20 protein-coding genes are annotated in these 13,918 nt (G+C 63.0%); 8 read left to right on the top strand and 12 right to left on the bottom strand.

The features are described from left to right. Positions 1–31: 31 nt before the first annotated feature. Together EJ079_RS11930 and EJ079_RS11935 are read right to left on the bottom strand one after the other, a co-directional pair. Entirely contained in the window at positions 32–838 is an 807-nt protein-coding gene (locus EJ079_RS11930; RefSeq protein ID WP_127397031.1) for a class I SAM-dependent methyltransferase, read from the bottom strand. Positions 839–999: 161 nt separating this feature from the next. Then, the gene (locus tag EJ079_RS11935) at positions 1,000–1,917 is read right to left on the bottom strand and encodes a polyprenyl synthetase family protein (RefSeq protein ID WP_127809067.1); all 918 of its coding nucleotides are present in this window, start codon (positions 1,915–1,917) and stop codon (positions 1,000–1,002) included. A gap of 222 nt (positions 1,918–2,139) precedes the next feature. On the opposite strand from EJ079_RS11935, the gene EJ079_RS11940 reads away from it, so the two are divergent. From EJ079_RS11940 to EJ079_RS11950, 3 genes are all read left to right on the top strand, one after another. Further along, positions 2,140–2,901 carry a transglycosylase domain-containing protein gene (locus tag EJ079_RS11940; RefSeq protein ID WP_127271462.1) on the top strand — a complete coding sequence of 254 codons (762 nt, stop codon included), beginning with the start codon at positions 2,140–2,142 and terminating at the stop codon, positions 2,899–2,901. A gap of 140 nt (positions 2,902–3,041) precedes the next feature. After that, on the top strand, positions 3,042–3,224 hold the full coding sequence (gene rpmF, locus EJ079_RS11945; RefSeq protein WP_008834724.1) for a 50S ribosomal protein L32: 183 nt from the start codon (positions 3,042–3,044) through the stop codon (positions 3,222–3,224). Positions 3,225–3,469: 245 nt separating this feature from the next. Next, positions 3,470–3,871: a hypothetical protein gene (locus EJ079_RS11950; protein ID WP_127809068.1), complete on the top strand. Its 402-nt coding sequence runs from the start codon at positions 3,470–3,472 to the stop codon at positions 3,869–3,871. Between the two features lie 265 nt (positions 3,872–4,136). Here EJ079_RS11950 and EJ079_RS11955 read toward each other — a convergent pair whose 3' ends face one another. The 3 genes from EJ079_RS11955 to EJ079_RS11965 form a co-directional block, all read right to left on the bottom strand. After that, complete coding sequence (locus tag EJ079_RS11955) at positions 4,137–4,568, bottom strand: heme-binding protein (protein ID WP_127396328.1); 432 nt, start codon at positions 4,566–4,568, stop codon at positions 4,137–4,139. Between the two features lie 151 nt (positions 4,569–4,719). After that, positions 4,720–4,953, bottom strand: a complete 234-nt coding sequence (locus EJ079_RS11960; RefSeq protein WP_027037125.1) for a hypothetical protein — start codon at positions 4,951–4,953, stop codon at positions 4,720–4,722. Positions 4,954–5,030: 77 nt separating this feature from the next. After that, positions 5,031–5,552 (bottom strand): helix-turn-helix domain-containing protein, encoded by a 522-nt coding sequence (locus EJ079_RS11965; protein WP_127396327.1) that lies wholly within the window; start codon positions 5,550–5,552, stop codon positions 5,031–5,033. A gap of 100 nt (positions 5,553–5,652) precedes the next feature. On the opposite strand from EJ079_RS11965, the gene EJ079_RS11970 reads away from it, so the two are divergent. Further along, positions 5,653–6,483, top strand: coding sequence for an alpha/beta hydrolase (locus EJ079_RS11970; protein WP_127396326.1), 831 nt, complete (start codon positions 5,653–5,655; stop codon positions 6,481–6,483). Positions 6,484–6,589: 106 nt separating this feature from the next. Then, positions 6,590–7,246, top strand: a complete 657-nt coding sequence (locus EJ079_RS11975) for a glutathione S-transferase family protein (RefSeq protein ID WP_127396325.1) — start codon at positions 6,590–6,592, stop codon at positions 7,244–7,246. Between the two features lie 6 nt (positions 7,247–7,252). Here the strand turns inward: EJ079_RS11975 and EJ079_RS11980 are convergent, their stop codons facing one another. The 3 genes from EJ079_RS11980 to EJ079_RS11990 are packed head-to-tail and all read right to left on the bottom strand — an operon-like array spanning position 7,253 to position 9,080. Further along, positions 7,253–7,516, bottom strand: a complete 264-nt coding sequence (locus EJ079_RS11980; RefSeq protein ID WP_013529232.1) for a metalloregulator ArsR/SmtB family transcription factor — start codon at positions 7,514–7,516, stop codon at positions 7,253–7,255. A 32-nt stretch (positions 7,517–7,548) separates the two neighbouring features. After that, the gene (locus EJ079_RS11985) at positions 7,549–8,919 is read right to left on the bottom strand and encodes an MFS transporter (protein WP_348628944.1); all 1,371 of its coding nucleotides are present in this window, start codon (positions 8,917–8,919) and stop codon (positions 7,549–7,551) included. Further along, entirely contained in the window at positions 8,886–9,080 is a 195-nt protein-coding gene (locus EJ079_RS11990; RefSeq protein WP_127809069.1) for a DUF1192 domain-containing protein, read from the bottom strand. The genes EJ079_RS11985 and EJ079_RS11990 overlap by 34 nt, the downstream gene beginning before the upstream one ends. A gap of 123 nt (positions 9,081–9,203) precedes the next feature. On the opposite strand from EJ079_RS11990, the gene EJ079_RS11995 reads away from it, so the two are divergent. The 3 genes from EJ079_RS11995 to EJ079_RS12005 all read left to right on the top strand — a co-directional run bounded on the left by EJ079_RS11995 (position 9,204) and on the right by EJ079_RS12005 (position 11,573). Continuing rightward, complete coding sequence (locus EJ079_RS11995; RefSeq protein ID WP_127396323.1) at positions 9,204–10,214, top strand: NAD(P)H-quinone oxidoreductase; 1,011 nt, start codon at positions 9,204–9,206, stop codon at positions 10,212–10,214. Between the two features lie 160 nt (positions 10,215–10,374). Further along, the gene (locus EJ079_RS12000) at positions 10,375–10,515 is read left to right on the top strand and encodes a DUF1127 domain-containing protein (RefSeq protein ID WP_127396322.1); all 141 of its coding nucleotides are present in this window, start codon (positions 10,375–10,377) and stop codon (positions 10,513–10,515) included. Positions 10,516–10,877: 362 nt separating this feature from the next. Further along, entirely contained in the window at positions 10,878–11,573 is a 696-nt protein-coding gene (locus EJ079_RS12005) for a DUF1013 domain-containing protein (protein ID WP_023810957.1), read from the top strand. A gap of 63 nt (positions 11,574–11,636) precedes the next feature. Here the strand turns inward: EJ079_RS12005 and EJ079_RS12010 are convergent, their stop codons facing one another. The 4 genes from EJ079_RS12010 to EJ079_RS12025 form a co-directional block, all read right to left on the bottom strand. Then, positions 11,637–12,356, bottom strand: coding sequence for a YafY family protein (locus tag EJ079_RS12010; protein ID WP_127809070.1), 720 nt, complete (start codon positions 12,354–12,356; stop codon positions 11,637–11,639). Positions 12,357–12,484: 128 nt separating this feature from the next. After that, a complete protein-coding gene (locus tag EJ079_RS12015) occupies positions 12,485–12,892 on the bottom strand; it encodes a hypothetical protein (RefSeq protein WP_127809071.1) in 408 nt (135 codons plus the stop codon). Positions 12,893–12,964: 72 nt separating this feature from the next. Next, positions 12,965–13,555: a DJ-1/PfpI family protein gene (locus EJ079_RS12020; RefSeq protein WP_127809072.1), complete on the bottom strand. Its 591-nt coding sequence runs from the start codon at positions 13,553–13,555 to the stop codon at positions 12,965–12,967. Between the two features lie 84 nt (positions 13,556–13,639). After that, on the bottom strand, positions 13,640–13,807 hold the full coding sequence (locus EJ079_RS12025) for a hypothetical protein (protein ID WP_013529241.1): 168 nt from the start codon (positions 13,805–13,807) through the stop codon (positions 13,640–13,642). Between the last annotated feature and the right edge of the window lie 111 nt (positions 13,808–13,918).

Below are 13,918 nucleotides of genomic sequence, written 5' to 3' on the forward strand. Positions count from 1 at the left end.
GGCCATGCGAACCGCCGGATGGACAGCACGCCTAGGCCGCTTCCACGACGAGGGCGCGGATGCGGCCACGCACCGGACCTTCCCCGAACCGTTTCCCAAGGGCATTCGCCACGTATCGCGTCGCCTCCTCCAGCGAGCCGCCGCGCGCCTCGATCTCAGCCCGCAGGGGTGTGCCCTGGCAATAGGCCGTGGCCGCCTCATATGGCGACGAAGCGGCGCTGACGGCATCCAGCGGCTCTATGGTGATGTTACCGAAGTCGGCGGCATGAAGGTCGGCGCGGATGACGTCCGCATCGTGATAGCCGTGCGGCGTCCTCGCCATGAAGCGCGGCGGATCGGCCGGGAAAAAATGGCCGAGCGCCCGCGTCACTTCCTCGGCGAACTCGTTGTCTTCGATGGCACTCCAGACGTTGAACAGGAAGTGCCCGCCCGGCCGCATCACCCGCCGCGCTTGGCCGTAGGCGCCCACCCGATCGGGGAAGAACATCGCGCCAAACTGGCAAACCACGGCGTCGAACTCTGCGTCCTCGAAGGGCAGCGCCTGGGCGTCGGCCTGCCGCCAGGTGATCCGAGGATCGTCCGCCATCCGCGTGCGTGCGTGGTCGAGCATGGGCTGGTTGAGGTCGGTGACCACGATGCGGGCTTGCGCCGGCAACTTTGCTGCCATCGCACGTGTCACCACACCGGTGCCCGCCGCCACTTCGAGCACCGATTGCGGCCCGAGCTTCGACACCCGCTCTGCCAGATCCCGTGCATACGGCTCGAAGATCAGCGGCACCATCGCCCGGTCGTAGACCTCGGCAATGGAACCGCTGAACAGCTTGTCGGTGGTCGACATGGCACCCCTCCAACTCTACCCGCACCGCGTGCGTGCCGTGCGGATGGCAAAGCGATGTCGATCCTCTGCCTCGGCAGGCTTCCGCTCAAGTTCTATTTCTGAATTGGCCGGCGGAGGATGAGCGAACTTTAGTCAGCTCGATATCTCGGTTGGCGCCAACCTCAACTGGTGCGGGTCGCCACGAACGTCGCCGCTTCTTTCAGCAATTGGGCATCGTCGCCATAGGGCTCAAGCAGCGCATGCGCCTGTGCGACAAGGCCGTGCAACTGGCTGCGCGCCCAATTCGGACCATGCAAGGCCACCAGCGTCGCCTTGCCGGCGGCGGCGTCCTTGCCGGTTGCCTTGCCCATCTGGCTGGCATCGGCGGTCAAATCGAGCAGGTCGTCGGCAAGCTGGAAGGCAAGACCGATCGCCGAGCCGAATTCGGCCAGCCGCTCGCGGTCATCGGCCGGGGCGCCGGCGATGAGGGCACCTGCCTCGCAGGCGAAACGGATCAGAGCGCCGGTCTTCATCGCCTGCAGCCGGATGATGCCGGCCTCGTCCGGCGGCGTCTGTTCGGCTTCGAGGTCGAGCTTCTGGCCGCCGACCATGCCGCCGGGTCCGGCGGCGCGGGCCAGCGCCAGCACCAGGGCCGCCCGCCGCTCCGCCGGCAGGGCGGTCGCCTCGCCGGCGATGATGTCGAAGGCCAGCGTCAGCAAGGCATCGCCAGCCAGAATGGCGGTCGCCTCGTCGAAGGCTCTGTGCACGGTCGGCTGGCCACGACGCAGGTCATCGTCGTCCATGGCGGGCAGATCGTCGTGTACCAGCGAATAGCAATGCACGCATTCAAGTGCGGCGGCGACACGCAGTGCCGCCTCGCCATCGGCGGAAAAAAGGGCGGCACTTTCCATGACCAGGAAGGGGCGCAGGCGCTTGCCGCCGTTCAGCACGCCGTGCCGCATGGCTGCCATCAGCCGCTCAGGCCGCGCGATCTCGCCCGAAAGCGCACGGTCGTCGAGCAGCCGCCGCAGCAGCACCTCGACGGCGGCAGCGCGTCGGATGAGCGCCATTTCGAACGCCATTTGGTCGTCATTCGTCATGGCCCGGACCGGTAGCCGACACTCAGACGTTGCGCAAGAAGGCAAGCGCCATTATGCCGGAGCAGTATGAGCCCGTTTGGAAACTCTGCTCCTGCGGTCATCTGAGGGCGTTTTCTGCGCTTCCGGTGCTTGCGTACTCTAATGTACGCTCCGCTCCGGTTCTCGAAAACACCGTCACATGACTCACAGGAGCGCGTTTCAAAACGAGCTCTCTGGCACGGGTTGGGCGGCTTGGCGGAACCGATCGTCGATCATGAAACCGAAAAGCTGGACATGGCGACGAGATCGCGAGGCGTAAATCGCCGGGGTCTCAAACGCTGGGTCCGGCGCGGCATCGTCGTGGCCGCGGTGCTGGCTTTGATTCCGGTCGTGCTGACCTTTCTCTACCTGCCGTTCTTCGTGCATCCTGTCTCGACGCTGATGTTGAAGGACCTGGCGACGTTCTCCGGTTACGACCGCCGCTGGGTATCGATCGACGACGTGTCGCCGGTGCTGGCCAATTCCGTCATCATGTCGGAGGATGGGCAGTTCTGCTTTCATCGTGGCGTCGATCTCGGCGAGCTGAGAGGCGTCGTCGACGACGCGTTGGCCGGCGAAGCGACGCGCGGTGCCTCGACCATCACCATGCAGACGGTAAAGAACCTGTTTCTGTGGTCGCGGCCGCTGGGCTCGGTGCGCAAGGTGGTCGAATTGCCGCTGGCCGTCTATTTCGATGCGGTGATGTCGAAACGGCGCATCATGGAAATCTACCTCAACATCGCCGAGTGGGGCCCGGGCATCTACGGCATCGAGGCCGCGGCACAGCACCATTTCGGCGTTTCGGCAAAACAGCTGTCGCGACGGCAGGCCGCCTTGCTTGCGGTTTCCTTGCCAAATCCGATCGCCCGCAATCCGGCCAAACCCGGGCCTGGCTTGAGGCGGCTCGCCAATCTGATCGAGCGGCGCGCCGGCCGCTCCGGCGCCTATGTCGGTTGTCTCCGCTAGCCGATCCAAAAAAATTCGCGCCAGTGCTGGCCAAAACGGCACAGGGCGTGTATAGGCACCCGACTTTCTCAGATTTAGGCCCCGACATGGCCCTTTCACGAGGGCGGGCGGGGCTTTTGACCATGTAGTGGAGCATATCCATGGCCGTTCCGAAACGTAAAACCTCTCCGTCCAAGCGCGGCATGCGCCGCTCGGCCGACGCCCTCAAGGCCCCGACCTATGTCGAGGACAAGAATTCCGGCGAAATGCGCCGTCCGCATCACATCGACTTGAAGACCGGCATGTATCGCGGTCGTCAGGTGTTGACGCCCAAGGAAAGCTGAGACCAGCTTTTTCAAAGGTTTGAATTTCCATAAGGACCGGCCGGTGGCTGGTCCTTTTGCGTTTGAGCCGGCCGGCAGCGCATTTCGAGGCGTGCACCGCAGGCGTTGCAAATCCTTCGGCCGGCAACCGGCTGACATGGTTGTTGCGTGCGGTCTTCGACCGTGTTCAACGCTGCCATCGAAACATCTTGACGGCGTGCCTGTGGCGCATTCTACAAAGGATTGCCCCCACATGGAGACGCCAGATGTTCGGTGCCATTCCGCTGCTGATCGTGCCTTTCGTGCTCTACAACCTCGGACTGTTGGGAATTTTCGGCAGTGGTGACGATCCTTGGGCGAGCGAGGTCTTCCCCTTCAGTATGATGTCGGGCGGCGTGTTCTCGATGACGCTGGGCGACCTGATGATACTGATCGGGCTGGTCTTCCTGTTCCTCGAAATGGCGAAGTCGGTGCGCACGACCAACGCCTCGATCATGGACCATCTTCTGTCGACGCTGGTGTTCGTGGCCTTCCTGGTCGAGTTCCTGCTGGTGAAGGGCGCGGCCCATTCCGTCTTCTTCACGCTGATGGTCATCGCGCTGTTCGACGTGCTGGCCGGATTCGCAGTGTCGATGCGATCGGCCAGCCGAGACATCAATCTGAATTAGGTCCCCAGCGCGGAAGGCGGAAGTTTGACGGGCGCTTGCGCTGACAGTTGTCGGAAACACCCGTAACGTCGTCATCCTGGGGCGTAGCAAGGAGCGTAGCGACGCGGCCCAGACCCCAGGATCCATGCCGCGACACGTGAGCGTTTCAGCGGTCCAGAATTCTGCTCCGCTGCACTCTACGGCTGATGTTACGGAATGGATCCTCGGGTCTCCGCGACGGAGCTTCGCTCCTGCTCCGCCCGTGGATGACGAAGTTCCCCGACGCTCAGCCCGGATCGGCGGTGAAGCCGGCGGCCTCGATGCCGGCGATGGCCGCGGCTTCGTCATTGTCCGAGGTGTCGCCGGAAATGCCGACGGCGCCGATGATAGCGCCAGTCTTGTCGCGGATCAGCACGCCGCCGACGACCGGCAGCACGCGTCCGCCAGAGACGTCCGAGATGCCGGCGACGAGGTGCGGGCGCTCCTTGGCGAAAGCCTCGACTTTGCGCGAGCCCATGCCGATGGCGAGCGCACCAAAGGCCTTGCCGGCCGACATTTGCGGGCGCAGGAACGAGGCGCCGTCCTGGCGCTGGAAGGCGACCAGATGCCCGCCGGCGTCGAGCACCGAGACGCCAAGCGGCTTAAGCTTGAGATCGGAGCCCTTGGCAAAGGCGGCATCGATGATTTGCCTGGCTTTTTCGAGCGGCAGTGCGGTCATGGCGGTCTCCTGTCTGAAAGGCGTCGATCATCGACCGTCGACGGGCGAGATAACATCCCGGTTTCGGTTGAAATTGCTTCGCGTGAAAAGGTCGGATGGAAGCGACCGTCACAGCCTCCCGGATAGGAGTTGGTGCCTGTGCGGCTTCGGGTTATTTTTTCTTGGCGCGGGCCGGCTTCTTGGCAGGTTCCGCCGGCGCGTTGGCGAGGTCTTCGGCTTCCTTGGCGAGACGCAGCGCCCGCAGCTTGTTGGTCTTGGCCTGGCGGGCGTCGCTCTCGGCGACGTATTCGGCCATCGCCTTCTGGCGGACGGTTGCCGCCTCTTCCTGCTTCTTGAAGCGCAGGTCGGCGCGTGCGCGGGCAGCATCCCGAGAGTTCTCAACCAAGACCTTATCCAATCCCGTGAATTGTGATTTTCCGCTTCTTCTAGCAGAGCCGGGCCCCAAACGGGAAAATAAGTTGGTCAAGCGGCAGAGTCGGCGGCGAGAGCCTTGCTGGCAACCAGGGCTTCATAGGCGGCCTGCAAGGTGGCGCGGACAGAAGGACCCGACGCGGTATCGAGCGGCTTGCCGAGATGTTCATGGCGCAACTCGTCCATGAATTTGTCCCACATCGGCGGTCCGCCCTTTTCCAGAAGTTCGGCGCGGATCGAGAGTTCTTCGCTGACCGGCAGCCAGACGCGGCCCCAGGCGCCGAGATGGGCCAGGATCGGCACCAGCGTGATCGCCATTTCGGTCAGGCTGTAGATCGCCTTCTGCTTGTGCGAGGGGTCGTCGGCTTTGGTCAGCATGCCCAGTTCCATCAGCCGCTTCAGCCGGTCGGCGAGGATGTTGGAGGCGATGCCTTCCATCGATCCGTTGAGCAGCTCGCGAAAATGACGCCTGCCGCCGAAGATCATGTCGCGAAGGATGATCAGGCTCCAGCGATCGCCGAACACTTCCAGCGACAGGTTGATCGGACACCCGGACCGGCGATCCATACTCATGAGATTGTTTCTCCAAAACCGGTTGCATTATCGTATCGGTTTTAATATCGTGCAACCGATTGCAAAATGCAATCAGTATTGCAGGAGAGGAGGCCGCACCGTGACGACGACCGAACGCCCCGAAATCATATCCGAAACCTTTGGCGATCCGGCGAACCCGCCGCTGTTGCTGATCATGGGAGCGATGGCCTCGATGCTGTGGTGGCCGGAGGCGTTTTGCCGGGAACTGGCCGATGCCGGCCTGTTCGTGATCCGCTACGACAATCGCGATACCGGCCGTTCGACCAAATACAAGCCGGGAGAGCCGCCCTACACGTTCGATGATATGGCCGACGATGCAATGCGCGTTCTCGACGACCACGGTATCGGCAAGGCGAATCTCGTCGGCATGTCGATGGGCGGCATGATCGCGCAGCTTGTGGCGTTGGAACACCCGTCCCGTGTCGCATCGCTGACCGTCATCAGCAGCACGCCCGTGGGAACCGACACTTCGCACCTGCCGCAGACGAGCGATGCCTATATCGAGCATTCGGCCGAGGGCGTCAAAGTCGATTGGTCGGACCGTGGCCAGGTGGTCGATTTCATCGTCAGGGACGCGCGGGCGATCGCCAGCATCGCGCACCCATTCGACGAAGCCCGGATGCGTGCCTTCGTCGAGCAAGACTACGACCGCTCCGGCGGCTTCCTGAGCGCCACCAACCATTTCATGCTCAGGGGCGGCGACGCGTGGAAAGGCCGCCTGCACGAGATCGCGTCGCCGCTGCTGGTCATCCACGGCACGGCCGATCCGGTCTTTCCGGTCGAACATGGCAAGGCGCTGGCCAAGGCGGTCACCGGCGCGAAAATCATCCGGATCGAAGGTGGCGGCCACGAGCTGCATCCAAACGACTGGGATATGATTGTTGCCGGCATCGTCGCCCACGCCGCTTGAAGCGGCAAAAGCAGGTCTTGACGAGCAATGCTTGCCGCAGTGTTTAACCTATGACGAGCGTGCCCGGCGCCGGCCACCGATAAACCAGGAAACAGGCGAGCAAAAAATGTCCCTGACGCTTCATTTCCATCCGCTGGCCTCCTTCTGCTGGAAGCCGCTGATCGCGCTGTACGAGAACGCCACGCCGTTCACGCCTGTCATCGTCGATCTTGGCGATGCTCAGTCGCGCGCGGCCTTCCTGAAGATTTCGCCGGCCGGCAAGATGCCGGCGCTGCGCGACGATGCGCGCAACCGCACGGTGCTGGAATCGACCATCGTTGTCGAATATCTGGCCGCGCATTATCCGGGGCCAGTCGACCTCGTTCCCGCCGACATCGACCTGGCGCTGGCCGTTCGCCAAGCCGACCGCTTCTATGATTTCTATGTGCAGGAGCCGATGCAGAAGATCGTCGGCGATCGGTTGCGGCCGCAGGACAAGACTGACCCGTTCGGCGTCGAGCAGGCCTGCGACCAGCTTCGCAATTCCTATGCCATCATCGAACAAGACATGCAGTCGAAGATCTGGGCGATGGGCGACACCTTCACCATGGCCGATTGCGCGGCGTCCCCGGCGCTGTTCTATGCCAACAAGGTCGAGCCGTTCGGCGACGAGTATCGGGCTGTGAAGCGCTATCACGACTGCCTGCTGCAGCGCCCCGCCTTCGCCCGGGTGATCGAGGAGGCGAAGCCCTACTTCAAGTTCTTCCCCTACAACAACGGTTGATCGGGGTTAGGCTTCCCAGAACTGATCGAGCCAGATGTTGAGTTTGAGGAAGCCAGTGCCGCTTACCGTATAGACGCGCCTTGTTCCTTCCGGCTTGGCGTGGACCAGCCCGGCATCGAGCAGCACTTTTAGATGCTGCGAAACAGCCGGGCGCGACACCGGCAAGCCGGCGGCCAGTTCGGTGACGGTTTTCGGGCCGCGGCGAAGTTCTTCCAGAAGATGGCGCCGATTGGGATCGGCAATCGCCATGAAGGCGTCGGAAAACATCATGCCTGTATTAGTGAGGCAAAGCCTTTCGAATCTCAACCGTCTGCTTCTGCTTTTCTTCTGGGATCGAGCCGCAATGCTTCCGGGGTGACCGAACGGTCGGCCGGCTGCGTCTTGAAGGCATCACGATCGCCGATCGGCACCGGCGCGCGGCGGCTGATGCGCAGCAGCGTGTAGCCCGCCAGGCAGAGATGCGCCAAGGCGGTCGCCAGGAACAGACCTTCCGGGCGCATCCAGCCCATCAAAGCGGCGGCGAGCAAGGGTCCAATCATCGTGCCGAAGCCGTAGAGCAGCAACAGCCCGCCAGATACCTTGACGAAATCCTCCGAGCGCGCGTGGTCGTTGGCATGCGCCACGGCAATCGAATAGAGCGTGTAGGCGAAGGCGCCATAGGCGGCAGTGAAGACGATGACGAAGACGCCGGAGCGCGGCTCGAACAGAAAGATCAAGAGCGCGAACAAAGCCCCGCCGAAAGCCGCCCCCGCCAGCACGAAACGGCGGTCGGTCTTGTCGGAGAGACGCCCGGCCGGAAGCTGCATGGCGGCACCGGCAACGACCACAAGGCTCATCATCAGGGCGATCTCGGCCGTGGAAATGCCGATGCGGGCGCCATAGACGGCGCCAAGCGTGCCCCAGGCGCCGTTGGCGATGCCGATCAACACGCAAGCGACCGCCGACACCGGCGAATTGGCATAAAGGCCTCTGACATCAAGTGAGACATCCTGCAGCGGCTTGGGGTGCGAGGCGGTCGAGACCGCCGTCGGAATGAGCGAGAGGCAAAACAGGATGCCGGTGATCATGAACAGCGACGCGGACTTCACGTCGCCGCCGGCGACGATCATCTGCCCGCCCATGATCGAGGCATAGGTGACCATCATGTAGAGGCCGAAGACGGTGCCGCGGTTCTCGTTGGTGGCCTTCTCGTTCAGCCAGCTTTCGATGACCATAAAGGCACCGGCCATGGTGAAGCCGGTGAAGGCGCGCAGCAGGATCCAGACATATTCGTCGATGATCAGCCCGGTCAGTAGCGCCACGATGGCGCCGGATGCGGCAAAGGCGCCAAAGGCGCGAACGTGGCCTGCGCGGCGCACGATGCGCGGTGCGAAGAAGCAGCCGGTGACGAAGCCGCCGGCCCATGCCGTGCCCATCAGGCCGAGCGATGCGGTCGAGAAACCTTCCAGTTGACCGCGCAGGGGCAAGAGCAGTCCATGCAATCCAGATGCCGCGAGCAGGAAAGCGGTGCCGCGAAGCAGCGAGAGGATCGGTCGGTAGGTTGCGAACATTGTTTGATCCGGCTCAGGTTTGGCGGGGACGCTGGGTCTGAAGACAGCCGCATTCGGGCTTTTCGGCGGCGGGCTTTGCGCCAGCGCGCCTATCCGCGGCGGAACAGTGCTTCGGCCGCGGATTTGGTGGTGTCCTTGGTCTTGAGTTCGGCTTCCAGGCGGGCAATTTCGTCGCGCAGTATGCCGATCCGCTCGGTCAAGTCGCTGACGGAAAGCAGTGACAGGTCCTGCCCGATCTCGTGCGGGCGTGCCTTCTTCTTGGGTTCGTCGTCGAAGATCGCCATCGTCGCTCCTCCTCCGCCAAGACCAGATTGGCCATTTGCCTGATTTGGCAATCAGCATACATAGGGCAGGGGCGTCGATGCAAACAGCCGATCGGATAACGGCGAGGAAAGACGGGAAATCTCATGGCGAGCGGACAGAAAATTCCGGCAAGGATGACGGCCATCGCGATCTCGGAGCCGGGTGGCCCTCGGGTCCTGAAGCCGGAAACACGCGACGTGCCGCAGCCCGGCCCCGGCGAGATCCTGATCAAGGTGCATGCCGCCGGCGTCAACCGGCCCGATATCCAGCAGCGCAAGGGCGCCTATCCGCCGCCGCCCGGCGCGTCGGACCTGCCGGGCCTCGAGGCGTCGGGCGAAGTGGCGGCCCTTGGCGACGACATATCGCGCTGGCGCATTGGCGACCGCGTCTGCGCGCTGACGCCCGGCGGCGGCTATGCCGAATATGTCAAGGTGCATGCCGGGAGCGTGCTGCCGTTGCCCGCCGGCTTCACCCATACCGAAGCCGCGGCGGTGCCGGAGAATTACTTCACCGTCTGGCACAATGTGTTCGAGCGTGGCGCCCTCAAGAAAGGCGAGACGCTGCTCGTCCATGGCGGCTCGTCCGGCATCGGCACGACGGCAATCCAGCTTGCCTCGGCCTTTGGCGCCTATGTCATCACCACTGCGGGCAGCAAGGAGAAATGCGACGCCTGCCTGAAGCTCGGCGCAGACCGGGCGATCAACTATCGCGAGGAGGATTTCGTCGCCGCGGTCAAGGAGGCAACGGGGGGCAAGGGCGCCAATGTCATCCTCGACATGGTCGGCGGCGACTATGTGGGGCGTAACTACGAGGCCGCTGCGGTTGAGGGTCGGATCGTCCAGATCGCCGTGCAGGCCGGCGCTGTCGCAAGCGCGGATTTTTCGAAAATCATGGTCAAGCGGCTTACCCACACCGGGTCGACGCTGAGGCCGCGCACCGTCGAGTTCAAGGCGGCGATCGGGGCGGCGCTGGAAGCGCAGGTGTGGCCGTTGCTCGGCACGCGCAAGGTTGCTCCTGTCATGGACATGATCTTCCCGCTCAGCGAAGCCTGGCGGGCGCATGAGCGGATGGAGGACGGCGAACACATCGGCAAGATCGTGCTCGACGTCGGCTGACAGCGAGCGAGGTCAGCGCCTCGCTGCCTACAAGATGAACAGAAGCTTAATGCTGCAATGCAGCATTTGCATCATTGCTATGCAAAATCAGCCATTCAAGTCCTCGTCGATGACGCCTATTTGAGCACCATCGAAACGAACATCAATTTGGAGGACTACCATGAACCCGATCCGCGCTTTCCGTAACTGGCGTATGTACACCGAGACCGTCCGCGAACTGAACCGTCTCAACGCACGTCAGCTCAGCGATCTCGGCATCAACCGCGCTGACATCGAAATGATCGCCCGCAAGGCCATCTGATTTGAGCATGGTTTGCTCCAAGGAGCGGACCATGCCGTAGAAGCAAGAGCCGAAGCAGACGGTTTTGCCGTCGCCGGTTCCGAGCCCGCTGGACCCAGTCCGGCGGGTTTTGTCTTTTTTGGCCAGTAGTACCGAGCATGGCTCGACAGCGCTCCGCGGTTGACCTCAACTCTCCGCATGGCATTTGGATCATGCGCACACTCGGCCCGGCCTACTGCAATGGCGCGAGCGTTGTCCGCCGGCCGCTTCCAAAAACGTTGCGAAACGACCCGAGAGCGGTTATACAGACCGCGAATTTCCCATTTTGGTGGCTCTAAACCACCGCCCGCGCGGGAACGCGGGCGAACGAGAAGGATTTGTAAATGGCCAATACGCTGCTGATGCCCAAGGCGACCGCTGTCTGGCTGGTCGACAACACCGCACTTTCCTTCGAGCAGATCGCGCAGTTCTGCGGGCTGCACCCGCTCGAGGTCAAGGCAATCGCCGACGGTGAATCGGCGCAAGGCATCAAGGGCATGGACCCGATCATGACCGGACAGCTGACCCGCGACGAGATCGCGCGTGCCGAGAAGGATCCGAACCAGCGCCTGAAGCTTTCGGACCCCAAGGTGCGGGTGCCTGAATCCAAGCGCAAGGGTCCGCGCTACACGCCGCTGTCGAAGCGCCAGGACCGGCCGAACGCGATTCTGTGGCTGGTGCGCAACCATCCCGAGCTCAAGGATGCGCAGATCTCGCGTCTCGTCGGCACCACCAAGTCGACGATCGAACAGATACGCGAGCGCAAGCACTGGAATTCGGCCAATCTGCAGCCGATGGACCCGGTGACGCTGGGCCTCGCATCGCAGATCGACCTCGACATGGAAGTCAATCGCGCCTCGCGCGGCCGCGAACAGGCGCAGCCGGTCGGCGACACGCTGCTGCCGGCGGCCCTGACCGAGCGGCTGGTGCCGGCTCCCGAGAAGCCGAAGGACGAGGATGCCGAACTCGACGCCAACGCCGTGTTCGCCAAGCTCTCGGCCTTGAAGTCGAAGAACACGGACAATGACGACGACGAGTGAGATTGTCTGATATTCCAAGAAAAAAAGCCCGCTTCGAGCGGGCTTTTTTATGGGGTCAACAACTCAGCTGCGCGCAGCGCGATCCGGCGCCATGCCATAGTCCTCGCTGCGTTCCACCGCGCGGTAGAAGTCGGCAAGCTGCTTGCCGCGCTCCGGCTTGAAGATGCGGCCGGCGATGACCACGGAGGCGATGCGATCGATGCGGAAGGCGCGAAAATCGTCGCGCATCTCGCACCAGGCGACCAGCGTCCACACCTTGCCCCAAAACCACAGACCGAGCGGGCGGATATCGCGGGCGGTGCCGCGGCCGGCCTCGTCGGAATAGTCGATGGTCAGCACCTGGCGTTTTTCGACCGCGCGCTCGATCAGGTCGATCGCCTCGCGGGCGGCGTCGCTGACCACCCACATCGGTGTGTGGATCTCGGTGCGGGCGATGCGGTCTTTCTCGGCATCGGGCAATACGGCGCCGATCTTGACCAGCGCCTCGTCGGCGGCCCTCGCCATGGCGGCACCGCCAAAGGCGCGCACCATGCGGGCGCCGGCGACCAGCGCGACGATCTCGTCACGCGTGAACATCAGCGGCGGAAGGTCGAAACCCTCCCTCATCATGTAGCCAACGCCGGCCTCGCCGTCGATCGGCACCCCGGTCGATTGCAAGTCGGCAATGTCGCGATAGATGGTTCGCTCGGAAACCTCGAGCCACGTGCCGAGCTTGTGGGCGGTGACCAGTCGGCCACCGCGCAGATGCTGCACGATCTGGAAGAGCCTGTCGGCGCGGCGCATCGTATGGTCCCTCGGCGTTGTCTCTATGCATGTCGCCCAAAACTGATGTCCACTTTTGGACGGCACGGCCTCGTGTTTTCGCGCATGCCGTTATCCCAAAACCGCAGAACACTTTTGGGCGGCGTGCCTCATGGTTTCAGCCCTTCGCGCTTGCGCTGCGCGGCGACGAACTCCGCGCCGAAGGACAGTTTCTTCGTCGTCGGTGTTTTCGCATCGAGCACGCGCCAGAACGGTGCCACGTCACTCAGCGCCATGCCGCGCTGGAGGTCCTGGTTGGCGGCTTCGGCAACAGTGCGCAGATGATAGCCTATGGTGACCGGGCATGTCACTTCGGCGCCATGCTGGATGGCAAGTGCTGTCCGTAGCGCACGCACATCCATCTCGATGCCTTCGGGAATCGAGCGGATGAAATCATCAACCTGGCGCGCCGTCGGCACCAGCATAGGCTGGCCTTCGACGACATCGGCCATCGTGCGCGGCGTTGGCTTCACGCCGTTGATGCCTGGTGTGCTCAGTCTGTCGTTCCAACTCTTCATCGATCGTCCTTTGACGCCAATGCGCGGTGTCCGAAGCTGGCACCATTGCACGGCCCTCCTGACAGCATACTGTCAGGAGCCTTCAGCATATTCCTTGGCAAACAGTGTCCGCATCCGCGCGAGATCGCCGCCTCTTTCGGGGTAGAGCGTCTTCAGAAAGGCGAGTGCGAAGGTGCCTGGTGCCGAACCTGGCGCGGAAACAATTTTGCCGTCGGCTACGGCATGCGGCACATCCTGGTAGTTCTCGGCACCGGCATAACCGGCCTCATGACCATTGATCCAGTCGCGGCCATTGCTGGTATGCCTGGTCTTCTCGAACAGGCCGGCTCGGGCCAGCGCCAGCGTGCCGGCGCAGATACCGCCGACCACACCGCCGCGCGATGCAATGGCTGCAAGCAGGTCGCCTACATCAGGCGGTGCCTTGCCCGTCCACTGGTCGGAACCAATGACGGCAATGGCATCTAGATCGGCATTCTCGCTGGCGCCTGTTGAGCGATCGGGGATCAGCCGAAAGCCGCTGATCCCGGTCACCTGCTTGCCATCCGGTGTCAGCGACATGGCACGGGCACCGAACCATTCGACTGCCGAGGCCGCCAGCAGCCCATACTCCCAGTCGGCAAAACCTTCGATGAAAAGGGAACCGATCGTCTTCTGTTCGGGCATAAGCTCGCTCCCATCCTCGCGCACCGGACCTGTTATCTGGGCGTTGACGCGCCGACATCCAATCGCCGGGTCGAAAAATTGGCTTCAATTGCCGCGAGGGCCACGGTCCGCATACATGTCCGGCCAGCCGATATCCTTACGAATGTCCGCCGGCAGCGAGTTCATGAACCGCTGGGTGCGGATCTCGTTGCGCATCGTGCGGATCTTGCCGACATAGTGCTGCATGCCGCGCAGAATGGTATAACCGTTCATGGCTAGTCTCCTCTCTCTGTGTAGAGGCACTATCGCATACCCCTCCTGACAGCAGTCTGTCAGGAGGATGGCAGGGGGCGAACAATAGTTCCGGACAGTGCGCGCGCCGCA

Origin of the sequence: Mesorhizobium sp. M7A.F.Ce.TU.012.03.2.1 (genome assembly GCF_004006095.1) — a bacterium.
Taxonomy (GTDB): domain Bacteria; phylum Pseudomonadota; class Alphaproteobacteria; order Rhizobiales; family Rhizobiaceae; genus Mesorhizobium.